At 45.3% G+C, this 24,167-nt stretch carries 21 protein-coding genes and 1 pseudogene; 1 reads left to right on the forward strand and 21 read right to left on the reverse strand.

Annotated elements, in window-relative coordinates; genetic code table 11:
* Nucleotides 1-8: 8 nt before the first annotated feature.
* The 21 genes and pseudogenes from OB236_RS36590 to OB236_RS36690 all read right to left on the reverse strand — a co-directional run bounded on the left by OB236_RS36590 (nucleotide 9) and on the right by OB236_RS36690 (nucleotide 23,556).
* The gene (locus tag OB236_RS36590) at nucleotides 9-1,460 is read right to left on the reverse strand and encodes a neutral/alkaline non-lysosomal ceramidase N-terminal domain-containing protein (RefSeq protein WP_262688441.1); all 1,452 of its coding nucleotides are present in this window, start codon (nucleotides 1,458-1,460) and stop codon (nucleotides 9-11) included.
* A gap of 28 nt (nucleotides 1,461-1,488) precedes the next feature.
* Nucleotides 1,489-2,733 carry an AGE family epimerase/isomerase gene (locus OB236_RS36595; protein WP_262688442.1) on the reverse strand — a complete coding sequence of 415 codons (1,245 nt, stop codon included), beginning with the start codon at nucleotides 2,731-2,733 and terminating at the stop codon, nucleotides 1,489-1,491.
* 27 nt (nucleotides 2,734-2,760) lie between these two features.
* Nucleotides 2,761-3,588, reverse strand: a complete 828-nt coding sequence (locus OB236_RS36600) for a carbohydrate ABC transporter permease (RefSeq protein ID WP_076228791.1) — start codon at nucleotides 3,586-3,588, stop codon at nucleotides 2,761-2,763.
* The gene (locus OB236_RS36605) at nucleotides 3,585-4,508 is read right to left on the reverse strand and encodes a carbohydrate ABC transporter permease (RefSeq protein WP_262688443.1); all 924 of its coding nucleotides are present in this window, start codon (nucleotides 4,506-4,508) and stop codon (nucleotides 3,585-3,587) included. The genes OB236_RS36600 and OB236_RS36605 overlap by 4 nt, the downstream gene beginning before the upstream one ends.
* A gap of 48 nt (nucleotides 4,509-4,556) precedes the next feature.
* Nucleotides 4,557-5,312: a glucosamine-6-phosphate deaminase gene (locus OB236_RS36610; protein WP_262688444.1), complete on the reverse strand. Its 756-nt coding sequence runs from the start codon at nucleotides 5,310-5,312 to the stop codon at nucleotides 4,557-4,559.
* 16 nt (nucleotides 5,313-5,328) lie between these two features.
* On the reverse strand, nucleotides 5,329-6,336 hold the full coding sequence (locus tag OB236_RS36615; RefSeq protein WP_076228788.1) for a LacI family DNA-binding transcriptional regulator: 1,008 nt from the start codon (nucleotides 6,334-6,336) through the stop codon (nucleotides 5,329-5,331).
* A complete protein-coding gene (locus OB236_RS36620) occupies nucleotides 6,333-7,199 on the reverse strand; it encodes a sugar phosphate isomerase/epimerase family protein (protein WP_262688445.1) in 867 nt (288 codons plus the stop codon). The genes OB236_RS36615 and OB236_RS36620 overlap by 4 nt, the downstream gene beginning before the upstream one ends.
* 31 nt (nucleotides 7,200-7,230) lie before the next feature.
* Complete coding sequence (locus OB236_RS36625; RefSeq protein WP_262688446.1) at nucleotides 7,231-8,421, reverse strand: DegT/DnrJ/EryC1/StrS family aminotransferase; 1,191 nt, start codon at nucleotides 8,419-8,421, stop codon at nucleotides 7,231-7,233.
* A gap of 54 nt (nucleotides 8,422-8,475) precedes the next feature.
* Nucleotides 8,476-9,510 carry a Gfo/Idh/MocA family protein gene (locus tag OB236_RS36630; protein ID WP_262688447.1) on the reverse strand — a complete coding sequence of 345 codons (1,035 nt, stop codon included), beginning with the start codon at nucleotides 9,508-9,510 and terminating at the stop codon, nucleotides 8,476-8,478.
* A 65-nt stretch (nucleotides 9,511-9,575) separates the two neighbouring features.
* Nucleotides 9,576-10,907: an extracellular solute-binding protein gene (locus OB236_RS36635; RefSeq protein WP_262688448.1), complete on the reverse strand. Its 1,332-nt coding sequence runs from the start codon at nucleotides 10,905-10,907 to the stop codon at nucleotides 9,576-9,578.
* Between the two features lie 515 nt (nucleotides 10,908-11,422).
* The gene (locus OB236_RS36640; RefSeq protein WP_262688449.1) at nucleotides 11,423-12,631 is read right to left on the reverse strand and encodes an N-acetylglucosamine-6-phosphate deacetylase; all 1,209 of its coding nucleotides are present in this window, start codon (nucleotides 12,629-12,631) and stop codon (nucleotides 11,423-11,425) included.
* A 125-nt stretch (nucleotides 12,632-12,756) separates the two neighbouring features.
* Nucleotides 12,757-13,488: a spermidine synthase gene (locus OB236_RS36645; protein ID WP_262688807.1), complete on the reverse strand. Its 732-nt coding sequence runs from the start codon at nucleotides 13,486-13,488 to the stop codon at nucleotides 12,757-12,759.
* A 620-nt stretch (nucleotides 13,489-14,108) separates the two neighbouring features.
* Nucleotides 14,109-15,326 (reverse strand): Ger(x)C family spore germination protein, encoded by a 1,218-nt coding sequence (locus OB236_RS36650; RefSeq protein ID WP_262688450.1) that lies wholly within the window; start codon nucleotides 15,324-15,326, stop codon nucleotides 14,109-14,111.
* Between the two features lie 4 nt (nucleotides 15,327-15,330).
* Nucleotides 15,331-16,437: a GerAB/ArcD/ProY family transporter gene (locus OB236_RS36655; RefSeq protein ID WP_262688451.1), complete on the reverse strand. Its 1,107-nt coding sequence runs from the start codon at nucleotides 16,435-16,437 to the stop codon at nucleotides 15,331-15,333.
* The gene (locus OB236_RS36660) at nucleotides 16,424-17,983 is read right to left on the reverse strand and encodes a spore germination protein (RefSeq protein ID WP_262688452.1); all 1,560 of its coding nucleotides are present in this window, start codon (nucleotides 17,981-17,983) and stop codon (nucleotides 16,424-16,426) included. The genes OB236_RS36655 and OB236_RS36660 overlap by 14 nt, the downstream gene beginning before the upstream one ends.
* Nucleotides 17,984-18,133: 150 nt before the next feature.
* Nucleotides 18,134-19,234, reverse strand: coding sequence for a GerAB/ArcD/ProY family transporter (locus tag OB236_RS36665; protein WP_262688453.1), 1,101 nt, complete (start codon nucleotides 19,232-19,234; stop codon nucleotides 18,134-18,136).
* A 13-nt stretch (nucleotides 19,235-19,247) separates the two neighbouring features.
* The gene (locus OB236_RS36670; protein ID WP_262688454.1) at nucleotides 19,248-20,426 is read right to left on the reverse strand and encodes a Ger(x)C family spore germination protein; all 1,179 of its coding nucleotides are present in this window, start codon (nucleotides 20,424-20,426) and stop codon (nucleotides 19,248-19,250) included.
* A complete protein-coding gene (locus OB236_RS36675) occupies nucleotides 20,423-21,976 on the reverse strand; it encodes a spore germination protein (protein WP_262688455.1) in 1,554 nt (517 codons plus the stop codon). Before OB236_RS36675 ends, OB236_RS36670 begins: the two co-directional genes overlap by 4 nt.
* A 250-nt stretch (nucleotides 21,977-22,226) precedes the next feature.
* A pseudogene (locus tag OB236_RS36680) lies at nucleotides 22,227-22,406 on the reverse strand (GMC oxidoreductase); the annotation flags it as partial.
* Nucleotides 22,407-22,770: 364 nt separating this feature from the next.
* Nucleotides 22,771-23,100: a DUF3892 domain-containing protein gene (locus OB236_RS36685; RefSeq protein WP_262688456.1), complete on the reverse strand. Its 330-nt coding sequence runs from the start codon at nucleotides 23,098-23,100 to the stop codon at nucleotides 22,771-22,773.
* Between the two features lie 159 nt (nucleotides 23,101-23,259).
* Nucleotides 23,260-23,556: a DUF2325 domain-containing protein gene (locus OB236_RS36690; RefSeq protein ID WP_076228781.1), complete on the reverse strand. Its 297-nt coding sequence runs from the start codon at nucleotides 23,554-23,556 to the stop codon at nucleotides 23,260-23,262.
* Between the two features lie 259 nt (nucleotides 23,557-23,815).
* Here OB236_RS36690 and OB236_RS36695 point away from each other — a divergent pair, with 259 nt between their 5' ends.
* Nucleotides 23,816-24,115 (forward strand): hypothetical protein, encoded by a 300-nt coding sequence (locus tag OB236_RS36695; RefSeq protein ID WP_262688457.1) that lies wholly within the window; start codon nucleotides 23,816-23,818, stop codon nucleotides 24,113-24,115.
* Nucleotides 24,116-24,167 lie beyond the last annotated feature (52 nt).

Here is a 24,167-nt window from a genome sequence, read left to right on the forward strand (position 1 = left end):
GCTGCTTTTTATTGATGAACAACCAATTTGATTATACTGCTGTGTATAATAGCCTCCGATACAGGTGCAAGCGGCGCAGGTAAACCGAAATAATAAATATAATCAACGGCCTCATAACCGCCCTCGGATAATTGAGCAGCTGTGGGTACGTACCCGATCATTCCATTGGTGTAGCCTACGGGAAGCACGGTATCCCCGAAGGAGGCTTTGATGAAGCGGCCGTACGCTCCGACAAGCTCTGCATTGTTTGTCAGCATTACAAGCCCTTCAGCCAATTGTAAATATGCAAGCTCCAGCTCTACATAACGTTGCTGATAACGCTGATCCATTAACAGCAGTTGACTCCACTTTTCCACGATTTCTGCATCTGGCATTAACTGTTTGATGGGATTAGCATCAGCTGTAGAACGATCCGCATCCTCATGTCCCCCATCAACAGACGGATTAGAAAAAGCTTGTTGATGAACTGCCGCCGACTCTGCTGCAGACACTCCTGCCCAATTCAGCAGATCATCCAGAGCAGGTGGATCTTGTAAGGGGAGCTGCACCTTGATCGACCTCGAAGCCAATATCCCTGCTTCCAGTCTCTTCATCGGCTGTTGCACAATAGCGAGCACCTCGTCGGCCAACACTCTCCCTATCCTGCATACTTCCTCGTCACCACCCCGATAAAATTCACCGTCCCGGACAAGCGCAGGGCGGACATCAGCGCAGCAGCCTTGCAAATACGCCGATACGGCTCCGTTGCCGAGCTTTTCTTCAATCAGCTCCATCGCAACCCCTGGAAATTCGGATGAAATCACATTTTCTCCAGTTGTCGTTGGATGACATGCATAATGTACCAGAATCCCCTTGGTCCTTCCCCCCAAAGCGGACAGTCGAATAACGTTCACATCCGGATCAACAGGTCCCTCAAGGTTAGGAGCCATACGGATCGTTCCATCTACCATTTTACGGCGGTGAACTGATAAGTCACACCGTCCTTTCCCCCGTTCGACCGTCACCGTCTCCAGCTCCAGCACTGCTTGATCCACACCATCCAGAATACAATCCTCCAGATAGCTGATATATTCGATATCCGGCTTGCCGAGGGAAGGGGTATACATCACACTGGTTTGTGGTCCCGAATGATTATGTGTGGCGTGGAACATGATTTGTGATTCCAGAAATCCAAAACGTTCCCGAAGCTTGACCCTGAGTCCTTCCATTCGCTCTGATCCCCACCAAAGCAGATCGGCCGATACGATCAGTGCCTTGCCCATCTTTCCCTGCTGGAAGTACAATATTCTGGCGTTCAAAGGCCTGAGGACGGATTCATAATTACCTTGTCTATGTGCAAATCCTGCAAGAGCCAGCGGTGTCTGCGGGGTAATATCCACCTTGGCGCAGCCAAGCATCAGTTCTTCGTTATGCTTCTCTTGACCCGCTATATCACAGCTTCTCTCGTTTCGGTTAGACAATGAAGTCTCCTCCCCATACAGCATGCAATTATTGCTCAGCAAGCAATTCAATCGTTAGCAATACATTCCGCAAAATATGATAAGGATCCTTGACCGGTAGAGCTACCATCTTCTGAACCGGCTGACCGCTCCGATCTCGGATTTGAATCCACTCGCCAATCCCGGCATCTGGATGGGGGAAGGTTCGGAATACATAATCGTGCATCTGTTCATATTTGGTGTAAAAATGCGGCTCTCCGGTCTGCTTGTAAGCGAGAAGCAGCGCATACAACGCCTCCGAATGCGGCCACCATATTTTCATATCCCAGGTGTCACCGACTAATTGCTCGTATCTGCCGCCGGTCCTGCGGCCACGCACTTCGCCGCCTTCACGGTCGACGTAACGCAGCAGCCCTCCATACTCCGGATCCCAGCCTATTTCAAAAGCCTGTTCAATAACGGCAGCTGCTTGATCCACCCGCTGTTGATTGCCAATCTTTAACGCTTCATTCATAACAAACCACATTGATTCCAAGGAATGCCCTGGTGTTACGTGCCGGGTGAGCAGTGTGTCTGTATCACCCTCATCCATTGGGAGCATCTCACGGATGATTCCGCTGCCTGTATAGAAACGATCCATGATCGTGTTCATATAAGATTCAGCCTCAGCCCGAACCACTTGTACTTCTGGGTGAGAGAACGAATCAAGTGCATCGGCAAGCTCCTGGGCGACATTCAACATGATCATCGGGACAGAGTGTGCTTCATACCCAACAGGCACCGGATAGGGTTCGCTTCTCACATCCCCTTGCGCAAGCCGCTCTATAATACGGCGATACAATCGTAATGCATCCTGCAGTACCCCGGCATCTCTGGAACCGTGAGCAAATTTGGCAAATCCAAGCACGACAAAACAATCTGCATAAAAGCTGATGTCATATCCCAAACCGGGAATAGCTTCCTTCTTCCCGCCATCTTCAGTCAATACATAGGCGCAGTTGCCATTATCAAGAAAAACGTGACTCCTTAGAAAATCAACGGTTTTACGAGCATTACGCATGCAAAATTCAGCGTCACCAGCGAGCAGCTTGTTATCAATCATCGATGCCGTTTGAGCAAGGATCCAAATAAAGCGACCCTGAGACCATGTGTACTTATCGGTGCTCACCAATTCTGTTCCTTCATTATTAAAGCATGTGTAGACACCTCCACGCTCCAGGTCTATCGCCTTCAACCAAAAGGGCAATAGAACCTGTTCGGCATGCTCTTGATAAAACGATAATAAATGTTTCATGATTCACCCCCTGAATAGGTTTGCCCTTTATTTCCCACCGGTCATACTTATGCTTTGAATGATGTGTCGACGCAGGAAAATGAATACGATTAAAATCGGAATAACCGAAATGAGTGAGCCCGCTGACATCACTGTCATGTCAATCGAGAAGGACGATTGGAACATAGCCAGACCCAATTCCATTGTAAATAGTGACTTGTCGCCAACAACGAGCAGCGGCCATACGAACGCATTCCAAGCTTCGATAAAAGCGAAAATTCCTAATGCACTCATCGGTGCGACCAGCAAAGGCATCACAATTTGAAAAAAAGTGCGCCATTCATTCGCTCCGTCCACCTTCGCAGATTCCAGAATTTCATCGGGAATTTGCTGGATGACATTTTGTCGCATAAAGAAGATACCGAAGCTCATTACCAGATACGGCAATACCAACCCACTAAATTTATTAAGCATATCCAATTTCTGGATTTGCATATACAGAGGAATCATGTAAATTTCAAAGGGAATGATTGCGGTCGCCAAAAATATCGAAAAGATAAAGGTCAATCCAAAATACTTGAACTTCGCAAATATAAATCCGGCTATTACGGAGGTGAACACAATTGCAACCGCGGAAAAGACGGCCATTCGCAAGCTGTTATAGAAGTACAGATGGAAGGGAGCCATTTCGAATACCGCGGCAAAATTATCGAAATTAAACTGATGCGGTATGAAAGACGGTGGCCATATGGTCAATTCAGGAGGTGTTTTGAACGCTGTAGATATCATCCAAAGGAAAGGAATAACCATAATGAGCGCTCCCAGAGTGAGAAATAGCATCATCAAGGCAGTCATGATCTGATTTCTGCGTTTCATCGTTTTGCCCCCTTCCGTGAGGTTGTATTATCCTTAGCGAGCCATAGCTGCGCCAATGTCAGGACAAGCACAATCAGGAATAACACAACCGCTTCAGCTGAAGCATAACCCATTTTATAGTAGCGGAATGCATTTTCGATCATGTCATAGACCAGTACGCGAACGACATAACCAGGTGAACCCTGGATGTCAGATGCCAGGATGTAAATTTGGCTGAACACGTTATAACCGTGAATTAAAGTAATAATCGATACAAATACCGTAATCGGCTTCAGGAGCGGAAGTGTGATATAACGGAACCCCTTTACCCCGGTCGCCCCGTCAAGGGCAGCCGCTTCGTAATATTCCTTGGAAATTCCGGTCATCCCGACAAGGAAAATGATCATGTTATACCCTATCGTTTTCCACACGGTCATCATAATGACAGAGACAACAGCCAGAACGGGATCAAACAGCCACGCCTGCGGGGGCACACCGAAGAAGGAAAGAAAGTAATTGAACAAGCCGTGTTGGGAATCCAGCATCCATTTCCAGGTAACCGCCACCGGAACCATCGGCGTGATCACAGGCAGGAAGTAAAGCGCTTCATACCATGCTTTGAAGCGAACCCCTTTATGGAGCATACTCGCAATAATCAGTGAGCCTGGAACCGCGAATATGAGAATGCCGAAAGCAATGATCGTCGTATTTTTAAGAGCCATCAGAAACGGTTCGCTTTGGAATAAAGTTACAAAATTATCCAGACCAACGAATGGCTTATTTGTTGAAATAAGGTCCCATTCAAATAAACTGATGTACATGGTTTTCACAATCGGGATAAATCGTAGATAGGCATACAAGGCGATGATCGGCGCCAGTCCAATGATACAAAACCAGTGGCTGGAATTGAGTCGAAATTTCTTTTTCACGTGTGGTTGCATTCCTGCCATCCCCTTTCCCTTTCCTTTCCGGTGAAACCTCAAGCAGGCTTACAATAATGAAGCGCTCTCCTCGTCCAGATAAATACGGCAGGATGCAGCCTTACGCAGCGCTGTTGCGGGGTAGCGTATGTCAACCGGTCCATACAATGTTTCCTGAACAGCCTTACTTTTGCGTTCACCAGGAACTGTGCAGAAGATCGAGGATGCAGATAGTATAGTTGGTATGGTCAGCGTAATTGCTTCAACCGGGACATTGTCCAGAACGTCAAAGCAGCCATCGTTGACCTGCTGCACTCTGCTCGTTTCGTCCAGCATCACGGATTTGACTCTTAACGGATCATTGAAATCAGCAACATGAGGATCGTTAAATGCGATATGCCCGTTTTCTCCGATTCCGATGCAGGCGATATCTATTGAATGGGAGGCCAGCAATTCAGAATATCTTGTACATTCGTCTTTTGGATCATTTAAACCATTAATGACATTAAATTGTTTGGGCTTGCGGGAATTGAACAACTTTTCCTTCAGAAACAAAGAGAAGCTTTGCGGCGCATCGGCAGGTAATCCCACATATTCATCCAGATGAAAGCAGACTATACGCTCCCACGGGATGCTTTCGTCCTCCTGAAGTGCGTCAAGGAACTCATTTTGCGATGGCGCAGAGGCGAACACGACAGCAATACTCGATTTCTGTTCCAGCAGCTCTTTCATTTTTGCTGCAACATCCAATGCTACAGCTTTCCCCATATCTAAACGTGATGTATAACGCAGTACAGTTAGTTGATTCATGGTCGTTGCTTCCATTCCTACACTTCCTATTCTATTTATTATGCAGCTGTCTGACCGACGCTCTTTCAATGAGCTTTTGCTCGAATGTAATATGTTGAAACCCGGAAGTGCGCCTCTGCAGGATACGATCGAATAAGGTCCATGCCAAGGCTTTACCTGCCTCATAGGTAGGTATCGATACGGTCGTCAGAGGGAAGGTATTCACTTCGATATCATCGAAGCCGATGATCGAGAGATCCTCCGGCACTTGCAAGCCAGCCTCCATGACCGCTTTGATCACTCCAATAGCAATCACATCATCAAAGCAAATGACTGCCGTAGGCCGATCCGGCATTGCCGCAATCTGCTTGCCGACCGCCATGCCATCCGCTATACCGTTAGCGTTTTGAAACACATACCTTTCATCCGCTTCGATACCATGGCTTTTTAAAGTATCGATAAACGCGGAATAACGTAATTTGGCGGCTTTTGAAGTTTTGGGGCCACGCACAAAACAAATTCGGGTATGCCCCATGGAAAGCAGGTGCTCCGTCACCTGACGCCCTCCATCATAATCGTCAAAATCATACGTATCACAGGATAACCCCTGAATTTTGCCAAGCAGTACAAAAGGTACGTTTTGTTCTTTGAGTTCAAAAAAATGATCGAAGGTAACTTCCTCCAGCAGCGGTGCAATAATCAAACCGTCCACTCTTTTGCGGACCATCGCTTGAATATGTTTGATTTCCGCTTGATGCTCCTCACCACTGCTGCACAAAAACACCGTGTAACCATGCTCGCCTGCAATCTCTTGAACACCCTTGGTTATATGATTATAGAAGGGGTTCGTTATATCTTTGATAATCAATCCAATGGACCCTGTCGATTTGGACGATAACCCTCTGGCAATTTCATTAGGAACGTAGCCAAGTTCTTCTGCTGCGGCCAGTACCCTTCGGCGTGTTTTTTCGGAGAACCCGCTCTTGTTGTTCAAGGCTCCGGAGATCGTGCTTTTGGCTAACCCTGTTGCCTTCGCTATATCGGCGATCGTTACGTTCATAGTTGTGCCTCCAAAGACGAAAGCACTTTGCGTAAACCCTGAAGTGTTAGCATCGTCCCGTCCGCGGGCGTACCGCCGTCAGGAATGTAATGAGTTTCAATGGTGTACAAACCCTTGTAACCGTCTTTTTCCAACGCGATAATTTGTTCTGCAAACGGAACCCGTCCGTTTCCTATCGGTACACAGCGAGGCGTACCATCCTGCTCTACCAGAGCGTCCTTCAAATGAACGTGCCCTGACACATCTTTAATATACTCATAACCTTCAGGATAAGCGGACTTCCCTCCATACGCCTCATTGCCCGGGTCCCAAAGCACTTGAAGTGCACGGGAGTTCACACCACGCACAAGGCGGCCTACCTCCTCGGCATATCCGCCGTTGCAAGAAGGCTCATTCTCCAGAAGCAAGGTCACACTCTCCTGCTCGGCTATTGCTGCCGCTCTCTTCAGATGAAAGATAATTTCTGCTTCATAACGCAAGGGGTCCTGTTCGCGCCAAAATGAGAAAATGCGAATTTTTGTTGTACCCAGTTGTTTGGCAATTCGGATTGCTTGCAGCAGCTTTCGGTGATGCTCCTCAATGTCTTCTTCCTGCTGACCAAACGTGTCACCCGTTGAAACCTGACGCTCCGGGTCCAGCGAGCATTTGAATACAGGGGAGGCTATCGCGGAAACAAACAGCCCCCTTCGTTCTACTTCATGTCGTATATTTACCAATACCTCGTCCGGTACATTCATAATATTACGCCCGTCAACTGACCTGATTTCCACATGCTTCAGTTGATTATTTACAATCCAATCGAGCGCTTCCTCCAAATGAGGAGACACCTCATCAGTTAATACACCCACACGATTCCATATCATACGGTTTTGTACCTCCATTTCTTCACAGGAACTAAACCGATTGTACGACCTTTCGGATTGCCTTTGCAATATCTTCCATGTCTTGTTCATTTCCTAACAAAACATTTTGCGCCAGCCACATCGCTTCTTTCTCACACGCACGTTCAGCAATCGGGCAAGAATCTTGACGAGCCGTTCCTGTCAATTTGTAAATGGCCTCGGAAATCGCCCGGTTCTGGTTTAACGCGACATAACCTTCATGAACGGGAATGCCCTCCGCATTGAGTTTTTGGCAAAATTCACGTTTACTGAGCTTCTCGGCCAGCTCCTGATGCATTTTAAAAATATACAGGTGATAGGCGTGCCGCGTTATTTGCGGATCTGCATCCAGCGTACGAATACCATCAATATCCCGCAGCATTTCGTTCAACAGGCGCGCATTCTTTTCGCGAGTGACCATTTGCTGTTCCATTCTGCTAAGCTGACCGATAAGAATAGCGGCTTGAAATTCTGTCATGCGCAGATTCCAGCCTACGACCTCGTGCTGATACCATTCACCTTTACGAATACGTCCTGCGTTGATCAAAGACCAGGCCTTATCTGCCAATTCCTCATTATTGGTTAAAATCATTCCGCCTTCACCGGAGTTAATATTCTTGGAAGACTGGAAGCTGAATGTGCCCAAATCGCCAATCGTCCCTACACCTGCACCCTTATAGCGGGCGCCCACCGCTTGCGCCGCATCCTCAAGGATTCGCAAACCGTGTTTATCCGCGATGGCTTTAAGCTTCGTCATGTTAGCCACAGCCCCACCAATGTGAACCGGTATGATCGCTTTCGTCCTTGGAGTGATCAAGGCTTCCACTTTGTCAGGATCGATAAGCAAGGTGTTCTCTTCCACATCCGCGAATACCGGAATCGCACCGAACATCAGCGGTGCTGCAGCTGTAGCGTAAAATGTGTATGGAGGCACGATAACCTCATCCCCCGGCTCGACACCAGCGGCTTGAAGCGCTACCGTAATAGCTACGGTACCATTCACAACCGTTACTGCATGCTTGGCATCATGAAGCTCGGCAAACAGCTTTTCGGCTTCGGGCAGCTTGTTGCGATTGGCTCCTCCCCATTGACCGGAATGCAGTACCTCAAGCAGCAGCCTTTCCTCCAGATTGTCAAAAATCGGCCACTCCGGGAAAGCTTTCGTTCTGACAGGTGTTCCTCCGTCTATTGCTAAATGGGTCATTTTCGTTCGCTCCTTAGAATTCTCATGAGTACAAGAAGACTTCATTAACAAATGCTATAGCTTGATTTCTATACCGAGCCTCGCCGACTCGTATATTGCAAGTATCAAATCAACCGGTTTTCTGGCTTCTTCTCCATTTACACGAGGCTCACGGTTATCCCGGATGGCCTGTATCATATCGTCAACGTAAAAGTAATGACCGGCTGTGGAAATTTGCGACGGATTACTGCTCGACGACAGGCCCAATGTATCTTCATACTGCGGAGCCGGTTCTTCCTGCCCCTTGAAAATCCACTGCCTGATCCCCTCGTCTCCGAATTCGATGGTGCCTTGGTCTCCGTGTAGCTCAAATCTTGTTTCCTGGCCCGGATATACCGAGGTTGTGCCCTGGATGATGCCGAACGCACCACTTTTATATTTCAATGCCACGACAGCTGTATCTTCTACCTCAATTTCCCTTGACAGCGCTGCGGAATACGCGAAAACCGACTCTACATCACCCATCAGGTACTGGATGAGGTCCACACCGTGAACACCTTGGTTCATCAAAGCCCCGCCTCCATCAAGCTTCCAGGTTCCACGCCAACCGCCGCTCTTGTAATACTCGGGACTCCGGTAATATTTCAAATACGCATTGCCAAGCACCGGTCTGCCTATCTTGCCTTCTCGTATCGCCTTATGAGCATGCAGCATAGCCGGCATTAAGCGTCTTTGAAATACACAACCCAGCTTCACATCATGTTCACGACAAGCGTTAATCATGGCAGTCATACCATCAGCATGAATATCCAGCGGTTTTTCGCAAAGAACGTGTTTGCCTGCTTGCGCTGCAGCAATAGTCACCTCACTGTGTGCACCGCTTGGCGTACATACACAGACAACATCAATGTCCGCAAGCTTCAGCAGTTCCTCATAATCGGTGAACAATTGAGGGGTCGAGCCCGCCTCTTCTGCTAATGCTTGAGCTCTATCCAAGCTATTATCAGCAATGGCCACTAATTGTGCATCGGGATGTCGACGGATCGATTCGGCATGATGCCTTGCTATACTTCCTGCACCCACAATGGCGAATCTGATTGTATCGGGCATATTATCACCTCATGTTGCAACCTACCCGGCCTGCATAACCGGGTAAGCATGCTGTTTTTAATTGCTTATTCAGCCAGATGACCTGCTTTTTTCAAAATGTCGTTCGTTTCTTTGGCCGCTTCATTCAGGAAAGCCTTCATCTTATCAGGATTATCCACGAATGACGGATCGGTGAAACCTTTCGTTGCGATACGGTCTGCAAACTTGGTCAAAATTTCATCAAACTCGGCAATGGCCGGGTACATCTGTAATTCCTGTTTTGTAAAAAATGCTTTGTATTGCGGGTATTCCTTGTACAAATCATTCAGATCCAAATCGTCACGCGGTGGCAGCCAGCCACTCATTGCAACCATTTGCTTATGATTCTCAGGCTTGGTAACGAAGCGAATAAAATCCCATGCAGCATCTGCTTTGGCTTTATCTGTACTGGAAACATAATAATTGATCAAGCTGATAACATTCGCTTTCAAAGGAGCCGCATCATAGTTCAAATCAGGTGCTTTTTTCTTGGTATCTGCGATCACATTGGATTCACGAATATAAAATGCTGCCGCTTTTGTCTGGAAGGCTTCCGTATCGTGCTTTACCTTCGGATCGTCTGTTTTTAACTTATGCACCATATCTACGTACAGCTTCAAGGTCTGATAGCCAGCTTCCGTGTTATAATCAGCCTTGAATTTGCCAGGCGATACTTCTTTAACGATACTGCCTCCGCGCTGTGCTAATATATTCCAGAACTTCTCCCCGGTACCGCTGCCCCCACCACTAAGACGAAGACTCATGCCCGCACGTTCGAGGTTCCCGGAAGCGTCACGTTTTGCCAGCTTTTGAGCATAATCCAGCAAGTTATCTACGGTTGGCGGTTCTGTAAGGCCCGCTTCCTTCAACATATCTTTATTATAATAAATGGCACCGGAGCCCATGAAGGAGGGTACGCCGTATGACTTGCCACCGACTACTGTCGTATCCACGATTAATTTTTGATGAATTCCTGAGTTATTTTGTTTCACCAGATCATCCGGGGTGGTTTGCAGCATTTTGCCTTCAATGTAGCGAAGCGCCAGGTTTGGATTTAATGGAAGAATATCTGCAGCACTTTTGGATGGTAGAGCCGCTGCTACTTTCTTTTCGTAATCGCGAAGCGGGAATGAAGAGATTTCGATCGAAACGTTGGGTTTTGTTTTTTTGTAGTCTTCAGCCATTTTTTTGAAAAATGGGTCCAGTTCGGGCCACCCTGTCCAGATCGACAAGCTTACTGCCTTTCCGTCGGCGGCGCTTGTGCCAGGCTGAGCAGTTCCTCCAGTTGAAGTATTACTTGAGCTAGAACATGCGGACAGCATAGCTGTTAAAACCAACATGCCTGCGAGACCACCAGAAACTAATTTTTTAGATGCCATTTACGACCACTCCTCTAAGTTATTGGTGTAACCAACTTCCGGCACTTCCAGGAAACTAAGGTACCGAACACGGTGTACGCTGCTCATCTCAGCTCTGGATCACATCTCCTTTTTCTGAATACATGATATATTGAGTCGGTCAAATAATTTGAACCGGTTCAAATTTTATTTAAAAAATAATGTTTCTTAAGTTGAAACTTTTATGTTAGTTATAATAACATTAAATCTCGAAAAGATGCAATAATTAATTTTATTTTAGCAAATATATAACATGCACATATCATAATAAGTGACTAACATCGAGATGTTGTTGTGTTTGTTGTTTGCATGGTTAATCATAATGATTTTCCAAAAAGTAAAATCAAACCGTAAGCGTTTACAAAATGAATTAAATAAAAAAGTTAACCTCTATGCAAAAAATCTAATTGAAACAGCCACTCATATTTGAACCGTTTCAATTAGAAATTATAGCTCTTATGTTGTTGTTCGTCAATAAGATGTTTTTTACAAATTCATCATGCCTTCGCAGCTGAAAATATCATTTCTCCTCGTTTGATAACTGTCTTCAAGTTGAGCTTGTCCTCGGCTTCATTCCAGGTAAACGTTAGAATATCCGCAAGTCCATTTGTTTGTACATCACCAATGAGCGGTTCACCTATTAGACGTGCCGGGATCAACGTAGCTAACTTGAAAGCTGTCTGTAGGTCAGATTGCGTAAATTGCCTAAAATTTTGCACGCATTCCGCAAGTGAGACCGCCGCTCCTGCTAGAACAAGTGGATTAGCCACAGTTTGCAATCGTCCCGAAGGAAGTAATTCGACTTCTCCCCCTACATGCGTCTTATAAATTCCCGGCTGCATATAAGCTAAATGGACAGCATCACTGACGAGCACGATATGATTATTTTTGGCTCGCGCCATGACTTTGACCACAGATGGGTGCAAATGATGTCCATCGGAAATGATACTCGGTATCAAACGATCTTCAGCTAATTGAGACCAAATATAGTTTGGATGCCTAGGCAGGTGCGAATGAGCTGCGTTTCCGAGATGAGTCGACATCCTTGCACCTGCATCTACAGCTGCCGTAATTTCATCATGGCTTGCCGCACAATGTCCGATACATACCAAAATACCTGCTTGGACAAGTTTGTTAATCATGGGAACAGCTCCACTTCGTTCCGGTGCCAAAGTAACCATACGAATGCGCCCGCCGGCAGCTTCCTGCCAAGCGCAGAATTCCTCCCAATCAGGATCCTTGACATGTTCAAGAGGATGAGCGCCTCGCGGTCCATCTTGCTCAGATAAATAAGGCCCTTCCAGATGGATGCCCAATATACAGCTGTCAATGAAAGGATCACGCTCACAAGCCAATCGAATGGCTGTCAAGCTGCTATGAATTTGTTCAAATCCGGCCGTAATGACCGTGGGACAAAAAGATGTCGTACCGGATTTCAACACCTCTCTTGTCATGAGACCAATCGCTTTCACACGCTGCTCCAAATCGGCTTCAGCCATATTTAAATCATAGCCGGCAAAACCATTAATTTGTAAATCAATCAGACCCGGGGCAATCCACAGCTCCTCCTTGGTGCCGTCAATCTCTTGTTTCTCAGCAGGAATAATACGATGAATGCGTTCGCCAATTGTCTGAACATAAACGTATTCGCCGGTCGTAACCAGCCTTCCATAAATTTCGCGGCCATTCGTTTCGATTGTAAACACTCCTTCATCCAGCCAATTTTAACTTCATATACACAACATTGAGGTGCTGTGCCTATTCAAAAAAGATTATCGCCTTTAATCTTAAAGGTGTCAATTATCCATAATTCTAAATGTTGTCCATTTTGCTACAGTGATCTTCTGGAATCATGATCCCGGATGATATGTCCCTGACTGAGCTCAATCTCAATAAAACCAGCCATTTCGCGTGGTTGGAATTCGATACGCTTATTGCTGCCAATAACGACCATATTCCTGATGTCAGTACCCTTCTCTGCGGGTAGTGAAAATACTTTTGAATACGCATACGTTTCTTTGAGCGTGGTATGTATGGCATTGATCAGCTTATCATTTCTGGATTTTCCCATTAAATTCATGAAGAGTGCTCCCTGGCAGGTAAGCTTTTGCTTAGTTAATTCGAAAAAATCAGTCGTTGTGAAATGAAACGGCGTTCCCTTTTTGGTAAACGCATCCAGAATTATATAATCCAACGTGTGGTTGTCTTCATTCTCAAGAAGCTGACGCCCATCTCCCACTGTAACATTATTGGGGAGGTAACCAAAAAACGATCTGCTTAACTCCACGACCTTCTCGTCAATTTCTGCTACTGAAAATCTCTTATCTGAAAAGTGACCGGCGATCGTCCCGATTCCGTGCCCGATAACAAACACATTATTGAATAATGGTTGATTAATCTTCATCATATGTATAATAGCCCTTGGGTATTCAAGCACGATACGTTGTGGATCATTTAAATCGATTGCACCTTGTACAGCATGATCTGAAAACTGTAAAAAACGAAATTTTCCTATCTCTCCGTATAACTGAGTAGACTCGTATACGGAAATTTCATGATTCATACTATGTTCCTTGGCTAATAAATGCAAAATATCAATCTCCTTTAATACATGGGTAGCAGCATCTCAAATAAGAGCATATGTACAGAAAATATTAAACCATATTAACACAGAATGCTTGTAAATGTTCAAAGAAAATAAATACTTAGTGACTCAGGTACACTATCAATTTGGAAAGTGATACTAAACTCAACTGTCGTAGACATCGATCGCTTGATAAGCGGATGTCCAATAGCTGTCGGCGGTTACGGCTGACCCGCGTAACCATCCCGGATATCTCGCCACGCTGGAGTTGGACAGCTATTGAAAGCCCTTTGTCCCCTACGGATAGAGCGCTCTCATTATCAAGTGTTACCCCAGCGTTGCATTATTTTCTCCGATAGATTCATTCATTGCCTAACATATGATTCAAAGGTTGGAATAGAGGGAGGACCCAATCTGTCGGTCCTGACATTTCCGGAAAATACACAAGCATCGTCCCTAACCCCCAAGCTATGACTGTAATGCCTCCTATTGCAGCCTTTACTTTAAGACTTTTTTGGTGACGTGATTCGATGAAATAAATGAACAGGGCCACGAGTATTATCCCAATAATGGAAAGTAGCTTCAATCAGCACAGCCTCCTATTTTTGACGGATATGGCTTTCCGGGATGCCTTGAGGGACAACAGATTTTCCTAGTCGGTTAATTTTAGTGTGAATAGTTACATCGATTTTCAATTTGGGATATTGATCATTCCAATGTTCTTTGACTTTATTCCACTCCTTTGGATAGTGCTGATAGAACTTTTCGGCAAACCCGAAGATATCCGCTTTTAAATGTCGTTGAACGGTCCGCAGGCTCTCCTCAACATCAGACTTTAACGCTTTGCTCCAGCCCGTTTTTACTTTTTCAATAAACTCCGGGGAGATGTTCGATAGGTCGGTTGTATTCAAGACAAGGTCACCATACGCCTCAATAAGGAGATTCATTTTCCATACCCCTTTCTTGTCGATATGAGGTGTAAGCTTTGTTTTGGCATGCAGCAGATTTACGGATATTTCCCCTGTAGTTCCCTCGATGGGAAAGGAAAATATTATGGTTTCCAATTCATTGCAAATGAGCAGTGTTCCCAATGTAGCTTTTTCCTGAAGGCTCCCCACGTACTTGTCTTTCGTTAAGACCGTTAGTCCGGATATTTGAATATTATTGTGTACAGGATCGACAGCAGCTGCGAAAGGGGTAATATGTATGCGTGTAAGTACGGCTCCCTGACTGGCCCCATCTATTTTTTGGGCCAATTCCTTCAGGGTAATCTGAGCGCCAAGCTTGAGATTGCCCATTTCACGAAGCACCTCCGCTGAACTCCGTTCCAGCGGTGGCTGCAGCTTCAGAATATCCTCTGCCTTTTCCTTGCTGATATAGACATAAGCATGCTCTCTGAATTGATCATAACGCAGGAAAAAATCTATATAAGATCGAATCCCCTTGGCAGCAGCGCCCTCACCAATGACTATGACCTCAGCTTGTCCCCAAAACAAGGAACGAGGCAGCTTGCTTTGCAGTTGAGTCATGGCATCTGCTATGCTTACTCCCTGAGCGCTTTGCATAATGGTCTGTCCGGTAGCATTGCTGCCGCTGCCTCCTGTATTCCCCTGAGGCCCGCCACCGGCAACCTTCGGGAAAAAAACTTGTGCTGAGAGCACTATTTTGTTGTCGCTATTTCGATCCACACCGACTGCCAGCACGATGGCCAAATCATTGATTTCCCTGCGATCCCAGCAGCCTGTTGCAACCAAAGAAAACAAAACAAGCCAGATAAGATACAGAGTGGTCCGCTGTGTAAACAGACGTCCATTCATGGCTTTACCCTCCCTGGACCGGAACTAAAAGCTTCTTCAAACCTGCGACAGCCCATAACAAGCCAGGTAGGAAAACCAGCATGCAGATGGTATATATATTCCCTCCTGCTCCAAGCAATGCGCTAACCTCGGCTTGATCGGACACTACCCAGAATGCATACACCAGGGTGAGAAAAGCTAGCGGGAATACAAGAGGACGATAATCGTCCATATTTAACCATTGTGCGGTTGCAAGTGCATGTACGTACAGAAACAACGAAACTTTTACAAATATGCCCGTTACCCAGATCGCCACAATAAAAGCTTCCAAATGCTGGAGGAAGTCGGCATAGTTGATGTATCGGGCGGCAATCATCACAGGGTAAAGGAACGTGTCCGTCAAGTCTCCGAACAGCATCAAGCAGGATAGATTAATCGCGACCATAGTCAACGTCACAAAAACTACGGATAACAAACTAGCTTTAAGCGCTTTGGAGCGGTCGGATACATTCGGCAGAAAAAAGGAAATAAGTATGTACTCTGCGAACCAGCCGGCGGGTGCAATAGCACCCAGTAGAGAAGGCTTTAACCCTTTCTCGGCAAAAGGCAGTATTTCGCTCGGATTCATCTCGGGAATGAGAAGAATCAAAATGAAGGAAAGGAGAAGAACGGTCAGAACAATTAGAATCTGACTGCTCCGCGCTATCACCTGAATACCGCTCCTGACATTTACAGCGCAGAGAAGCAAAAGCGACCCCATAACAACAAATAGCGGCGTGTGGTGGAGGACGGTGCTCAGGACGAACTCCCCGTACTCTCTTAGAATAATTCCGCTCAAATGAGGGAGGTAGAACATATAGAGCAAGCCGAACAGCTTTCCACCGATATTGCCTAATATCTTTGTGCTGCATTCAATCATCGATTGGCCGGAAAACCCATGGTTTAAACGGAAAGCAATCATAATGGCCACGAGCCCCATTGTGGAAGCCCAGATCGGAGATAACCACATGTCGTGTCCGGCAAACTTCATTGTGATGCTTGGAACTCCAAGTACCGATGTGGCGAGAATGGCCGGATACATGAATATAGCCATCTGCATAGAGGATATCTTGTCTTTATCAATCAATTTCATCCCTTCCTTTATCATCCACAACACCAGGCTTTCGCTGTTGTTTTTTAGTATATACACTGAGTTCAGGACGATGTTCCTGCTTCCAGACCGGAGCACGAGTGAGGACGTCTTTAAGCTCGCGAAAGCGGGTTGGGGCGATGGGTGCAAGGTATGGGACCCCGAATGAGTACAATCTGCATAGATGGATGACAATTCCGATAAAACCAAGCATAACACCGATCAAACCTAATGTCCCCGCCAATAGCATGATAGGAAAGCGAAGCAGGCGAAGGGCAATTCCAAGGTTATAACGTGGAATCATGAATGAAGCGATTCCTGTAATCGCAACGACAATGACCATGGGGGCAGACACAATGCCTGCAGAAGTCGCAGCTTGGCCTATGACCAGAGCTCCAACAATACTGACAGCGGCACCCACTTGTTTGGGGAGTCGAACCCCTGCCTCTCTCAAGGCTTCAAATGTAATTTCCATAATGAGCGCTTCAATTAAAGCGGGAAATGGAATTTCTTCTCTTGATTTTGAAATGTTAAGCAGCAGCACAGTGGGTATCATTTCCTGATGATAGGTGGTGATAGCTACATAAGCCGAGGGAAGCAGCAAGGACATGATAAAAAACACATAACGCAGCCAACGAATAAAGGTGCTCATAATCACATTCTGATAATAATCCTCTGCCGATTGCAGAAGGGAAAATAAACCTACCGGAGCGACCAAAACAAACGGCGTCCCATCGATCAGAACAGCCACGCGTCCCTCCAGCAGGTTAGCGCACACAACGTCCGGGCGTTCCGTCGGTAAAACCTGAGGAAAAGGTGAATAAGGGTTATCTGATATCCATTCCTCAATCATCTCGCTCTCAAGAACTCCTTGGATCTGAATTTTTCCAATACGCGATTTCATTTCCTCAACCAGGATCGGATCAGCAAGGTTCTTGATATAGGCCAGAGTAACTTGTGTTTTCGTATAGGTTCCCAGAGTTAGAGTAACCATTTTTAATTCGGGACTTTTAATTCTTCTACGGATGAGCGGTATGTTTACGGCCAATGATTCAGTGAATCCTTCGCGAGGACCTCGAATGGTCGATTCTGCAACAGGCTCTTCCACATTGCGTTGGGACACCTTCGTCATTGAATATACAAAAGCGGTGTTTTCACCATCTATCAAAAGTACAGGATGACCGCTGCCAATATTCTCAACAATCATGGACCAATCATGAACCTGCTCCGATGCGGACGGTGACTTGGCAAGCAAATGAGAATCATAAAGCGCATGACTCTCCTCACTGAACATAAGAGGAGCAAGCACATGGCGTTCAAGCAGCGCTTCATCTGCTAACCCCTGGGCGTAGATCACCACTGCATGCGTTGAATTGACGGTATCGAATGAATGGAATGCGATGTCACCGCAGTCTTCGTAAACGGAAAGTAGATAGGCAAGATTATCGTCCAGAGAAGTGGAAAGCTTCTTACTCAAATCAGCAGAAGCCGATAGTGTATCTGTTGTGAGTGACTGGCTCTTCTTTTTTAACTTGTTGAATAAACGCATAGTCATTCCTACTCCCGCATTGAAGCTATCTATACTGGTTTTCCGTGTTCCCTCAGTAAAGAAAATTCATCCACTTTGGATAGCACCGTCCCTAATCCCTGCCAAGCCAACAAGATCAGAAGAAATCCGCTGCAATTAATTGTCCCCTATTCAACATGTTTGTTTTCTCTGTCTGATGCTTCCTACTATTAGTAGCAATAGAGGTAATCCGATCATATTGACAGGTAGTACAAAGGGAACCCAATAATGGTTCAAGTAACTTCCGGTCGCCTCAGAAACATTTTTGGGAATTAAAGAGAATACTACAACAACAATGGAAATAAACCAGATCATGTTCCTCCAATTTTTCACTTGTAAAAACTGGGCTGTTCCGTAACTGGCCACAAAAAAATAAATGGACAATTTAATAAATACGCTGGCAACCCAGATGACAACTGCCAAGGCGTCCAGGTTTTCAATAAACCCGAAAATAGAGATTTTCTTTGTCATTTCAAAAAATGGATACCACATTTTGGAGGAAAGATTGACTCCTATTGTTAAAATGACCATGACCATCGATATCCATACAATAAAACTTGCAACCGCAACAGCCCAAATCACGTACGGAGATCCCTTGCGGGGAGCAGCGAGAAACGGTGAAATCATAACGAATTCAACCGCATGGCCGAGGTAGGAAGCGATAGGAAGCGACCCCTTGACGATAGCAGCGACACCACTGTCCGCATAAAAGGGCAGCAGATTTTTCCAATGAATGTTGCTGATGCTTGTTGTCAAAACCAGCAATATCATCAAAAGAATCAGGGGGCCCAATATTTCGCTGACGCGGCCGATTCCATCAATTCCTCCGGAATAAGTCACATAGATAACGATCAGGACCATGGCCAATTCGATGTATATTCCCGGAGTTTGAGGAAGAAGCAGAATCTGGAGCAGATCGCTGAATTGGCGCAAAACAATAGGAATGATGGTATACCATTGGACAAGATAGACAATGATAACCAGCTTTCCGAGCCATTTTCCCATAATGGTTTGACTAAACTGGATGAATGTTTGCTCCGGATGAAGAAGCACAAGTTTTGTTGTCACTACGGAAATTAGTAATGCTATGCATCCGGCAACAAGAACAGAGACCCATGCATCCTGCTTTGCAGCCTGCAAACCGGGAGTGAACGTCATCAGCAGGGTCATGCCCAGATCCATGATAGTGATCATCCAGAATACTTGAATTCCGCTAACTCTCAATATTATCATCCTTTGTGTAGGGTCAATTCACCTTTTTCTCGTGTGCTGGCGACTGCGTTCGGCCGATCCGTTGAATATTGATGTCAACTTCTACAGTAACCGGAACATCAGGATAAATGTGTGTCCATTGCTCCTTATTTTGCTTCCAATAAGCGGGATGTCTGATATGAATTTCTTCCCCAAAACCGAAAACATCTGACTTTAACTGCTTTTGTACATGATGCAGCGTATTTTTGATTTGTTTTTCTGTCTCACTGGACAGCTTGCTTTCAACGCGTTTCAAGTTTTCGGCCTTGCTCAAATCCAATATCGTGTCGTTTTGAGCCACTATTACCTTTGCTTTGAAGCTCATCGTGACCTCGGGCATTCCATGATTCAGCTTTGTGCTTATATGCGCATTTGACTTCAATACATTAACGCCAACAGTACCCTTAAAGTCTTTCACTTCGGGCTCAACCTGCGTGGTTATTGTATTACTTTGGAGTTTCTCTCTCCACCAAATTAATATTTCCTTTTCCTTTGACGGTAAAAATCCGACTAATTTATTTTCCTGGTATACGGCCGCTTCACCAAGATCGAATGCTCCGTCTTCGATCCTTCCGGCGGACAGCTTAACGGCTCCGGTTACAGGGGATCTATCATAAGAAGATACAGCATCCATAAAATCATCGATTTTGACGGACAGAGTGGAGTCGTTTATCAGCATTTTTTTAAGTGCGATGGCTGGTATGGCTTCCAGCAAGTACGGTGTATGCAGTACTTTTTTTGCGGTTGTTCCATGAGCAGTCAGAATAAAACTGTTATATCGGCTGTCGGGCCAGCGCAGCAACTGATCTAATCCCTGATCTATACCATGTCGGCCGTATGTTTCACCGATAATGATGACCGCCCTTTGACCCAAAAAGATTTGCCGTGACAAGCGCTGCTGCAATTTGCGCAAAATATCCGCCCCGTCGCTTCCTTTCTCCGAAACGACCAAAATCGTTTTTTTTCCTGTCTGTCTGCCACCGGACGTGGCAGTGGGCACTTCTGTAGGAAGAGCAATTTGCAGCGTAGCCTCTAATTGTCCATTCTCCGCAAGGTCGAAGCCACCGGCAAGCACAAATGCAAGATCGTTAATCTCGGTTCGATCCCAGCAGCCTGTCAATAGGCTGAGACAAAGGAGTGGAGCTATCATGGTCCACCATTTCAACCTGATCATTGTTTCTCAAGCTCCCGAATCGAGTGAATACGATTTTGACGCTTGTGTAAGACCCACCAAGGGGCTCTGCCCAATATATCCCACAATCCAGTTGCCTGAAACGGAGCAAGCGGCGTCATATAATAAACGCCGAAGGAGCGAAGATTCACAAGATGAATCAGCAGGGCAATCATGGAAACTCCTATACCGTACAAGCCGAAGATGCTTGCAGACAGCATAAACGGAAATCGTAAAATACGAATCGCCTGACTCATATTGTTACTTGGAATCAGAAAAGAAGCAATTCCCGTCAAAGATACGACAATGACAATGGGCGCCGATACGATTCCTGCCTGAACGGCAGCTTGTCCGATCACTAGCACGCCTACAATACTGATGGTCTGACCAACCTGTTTGGGCAGACGTATGCCCGCCTCGCGAATCGCCTCGAAAGCAATTTCCATCATCAAGATCTCCATTAACGTCGGAAATGGCACCGGTTCCCTAGCCGCCGCAATAGACAAAGTCAAGCTGGTGGGAATCATTTCGGAATGAAACGTTGCCACAGCAATAAACATGGACGGCAAGATTAAGGATATGAAGGCAAACAAGTACCGAAGCCATCGTAAAAATGTAGCTGTAATAAAGCTCTGATAATAATCCTCCACCGTTTGAAAGGCATGCCAAAAAGTAACGGGAGCGATGAGGGCCATCGGAGTTCCATCCACCAGGATGGCGACCTTCCCTTCAAGCAGTGCAGCCGACACGCTGTCAGGCCGTTCGGTCATTTGGATCACAGGAAATAGCGAATAAGGCGCGTCACGGATCATTTCTTCAATGTAGCCCGATTCCAGAACTGTATCCATATTGATTTGCGATATGCGTTTTCTCATCTCCACAATCACCTCGGGAGCAGCCAAGTTCCCTATATATACGAGAATGACCTCCGTTTGCGAAATCTCTCCAACCAGCATCTGTTCCATCTTCAACTGAGGAGTTCGGATTTGCTGACGGATCAATGCCATATTTATGTCGATATTTTCAATAAAACCTACTTTTGGACCGCGAATCACAGTCTCCATACTGGGTTCCTGCAGCTCACGATGCAATTTTTCCTTCATGCTTATGGATAGAGCCTGGTTTGATGATTGCACTAACAGAACGATTTGACCTCTGATGATTTGCTTAACCGTTTCTTTCTTTGTATTAATGATTGTAGTCAGCGCGATGGACAGTAGTTCACTTTTCATCTGCTCAATGAGCTGCGTAGATATATCCGAGTCATGCACCTTACTTGTCAAAAGCGATTTCAATAAATTATTATCCAATAGCTGGGTATCTACCAATTCCCTGAAGAATACCAGCATGCAAGGAATCGAATCGAACAGATGTACTTTTCTCACAACCAGATCAGAGCAATTGGTGAATAGCTGCTTTAACCAGGCTTCATTGTCATCCAGATTATCGGACAGCCCTGCTTCAATTTCACCTTCAGCTAGCAGATCAATTTCAACATCAAGCTTCTTCTGCTTTGACTTCTTTCGCCAAGGTAGGATTTTGTGATAAGTCATTTGTTTCACCTCCCGTAATTTCTTTGTGTGTCAATTAACTTTTCCAAAATATGATTAAATCATTCAAAAATGGTTCATATTTAATACCAACAAGAGAGAAGGGTGTTCGGAAGATGAACAGCGGAATTGCATGGAAAATAATTGTTTTTTTGTTTATTGTTGTTTTATCTGGCCTTGTACTGTACTTGTCCGTTTCAACTGAGTAACAAAAATAAGCAAGTCGGATATTTGCTTCCCGACCTGCCTTTGTTTAACTAAAATAAGTTTTGACTAACTTTTCTGCAATGCGTGTGGCCAACGCCTGAGTCGTAAGTGTCGGATTAGGGCCTCCGATTCCGTTAACATGCACACTGTTGTCGGCAATATATAGACGCTTGACTTGAAAAGCTTCGCAATTCGAATCCACTACATATCCCATACGCTTTGCGGAACAATCGCTTCCACCAACGCCCTAAAAGTTGATATCATTTGTGAATTTAAGATTGTATGATATCCATGGATCTGATTCACGTGAGTTCCTTCTCTCATTAGCAACCTGAAATTCATTCATTACATTTACCTATATTAGAGTTATGTAAAAAATCATAAAGACATTCCTTAACATTACATATCTTCGCTAACAGCTTAGGTTTTATTCATGACGGATAAGCAAGTCCCCCCTAGTGCGTTTTATGTACGGATTTCTTACCGATTGCTGTCTTTACGCCTACTCCCAGCCTTAACAGCGCAAAGAACCGGAAGAGTAATTCTTCCGGTCAAAATCTCATATTCGAAATTGCAGAGCCCTCACATACCTAAAAGGTAGGCAGATTATCCAAATTGTTGGATTGTACACCATCTGGCTCACTTCGTAAAATATCACGGCCGTAGCGGTGGAACACGTCCACTTGGGCAAGCGCTCCTGCCTTCGCCTCATTAACAGCAGTTACATAATCCAACTCACGCCCTGCTGACGTTTGGATCGCGATAATATCGCCATCAGCATTTTTACGCACAGCCACGATGGACTCTTTACCGTCAGTTGATTGGTTAGTTAATTGCTCCTGCGTCGCCTGCAATTCACCTTGTTGTCGGTACTCCTGATAAATTTGTTCATAATTGGGCTTGTTAGATTCTTCATTCATCCTGATCACCTCATTGGTTAGGATACGCCAAATACGGCCCTTTTATTATAAATAAACCCTTATCCAATTAAATCTGGAAAAGGGTTTACGGATGTTCATCGTATTTTATTGGTGCCACCAGCCTTTATGATTCAATATGATTCTCGATTTTCAGCGACATTACCCTACAATTTGCAATGCCTTTTCCAAAGCACCTGTAGCACCAAAGCCATCATGATAATCGATCTTCTTCCCTTTCTTTTCTGCAAGCTCCCGAACAGCCCACATGGAAGTGTGCTTGATCGCACCTTTCAAAATAATAATAACATCTGCTTTATTAATAATACGCAGGAAATAGCTTTCCACTGAACCGCCGCCCGTTTTACCATTGTGATGCTCCACTATGACCCCGCGCTTCTCACCCATTTTTTTGAACGTATCCGTTTGGCTTCCTCCGATGATGGCAACTATTTTCATATCCGTTTCCCCATTTCATGTAGTCATTCATTTGCTCGTTGTCTAGCTATTATACTTATTTTAACTCAATATCATTAAATGTCAATCGGTATAGTAGGATTTAATGAAATGTTTAAGCGCAACTGCCCGTTAACAATTTTTTATAAAATAATTCATATAACCTGCTTCGAATAAATTCAACGTGGGTAATTATACTCAACTGGGGAAGATGCTCCAGAAAGTTATAGTTACATAACAAAAAATAGATGGAGTGATGATGATGAAGTCTTTGAAAACGAAATTATCCGTGTTAGTAGTTGCTGCCGCTTTAATGCTTCCGACAGTAGTTGGTGCCGCAGAGGCAACAACCGATCCGTTGCTGAACACGCCAAATGTGAGCAACACCCCAACAGCGGCGACCTCTCAGTCGATTGGTGAAACGAACATTAGAGGCATTTATGTACCTGGGATTTTCATTTTTAACGCAGATACGCGAATTGCTTATGTTCTAAATGGTGTAGGACTTGTTGTGGTCGACAAATCGACTGCTCTGCCAACTGGCTCTTATTACATAAACTAACAGGCATCGACTTGGCAGTTGATACACTGTGTGAGCAACACTTTTTATCCAT

Source organism: Paenibacillus baimaensis (assembly GCF_025567575.1).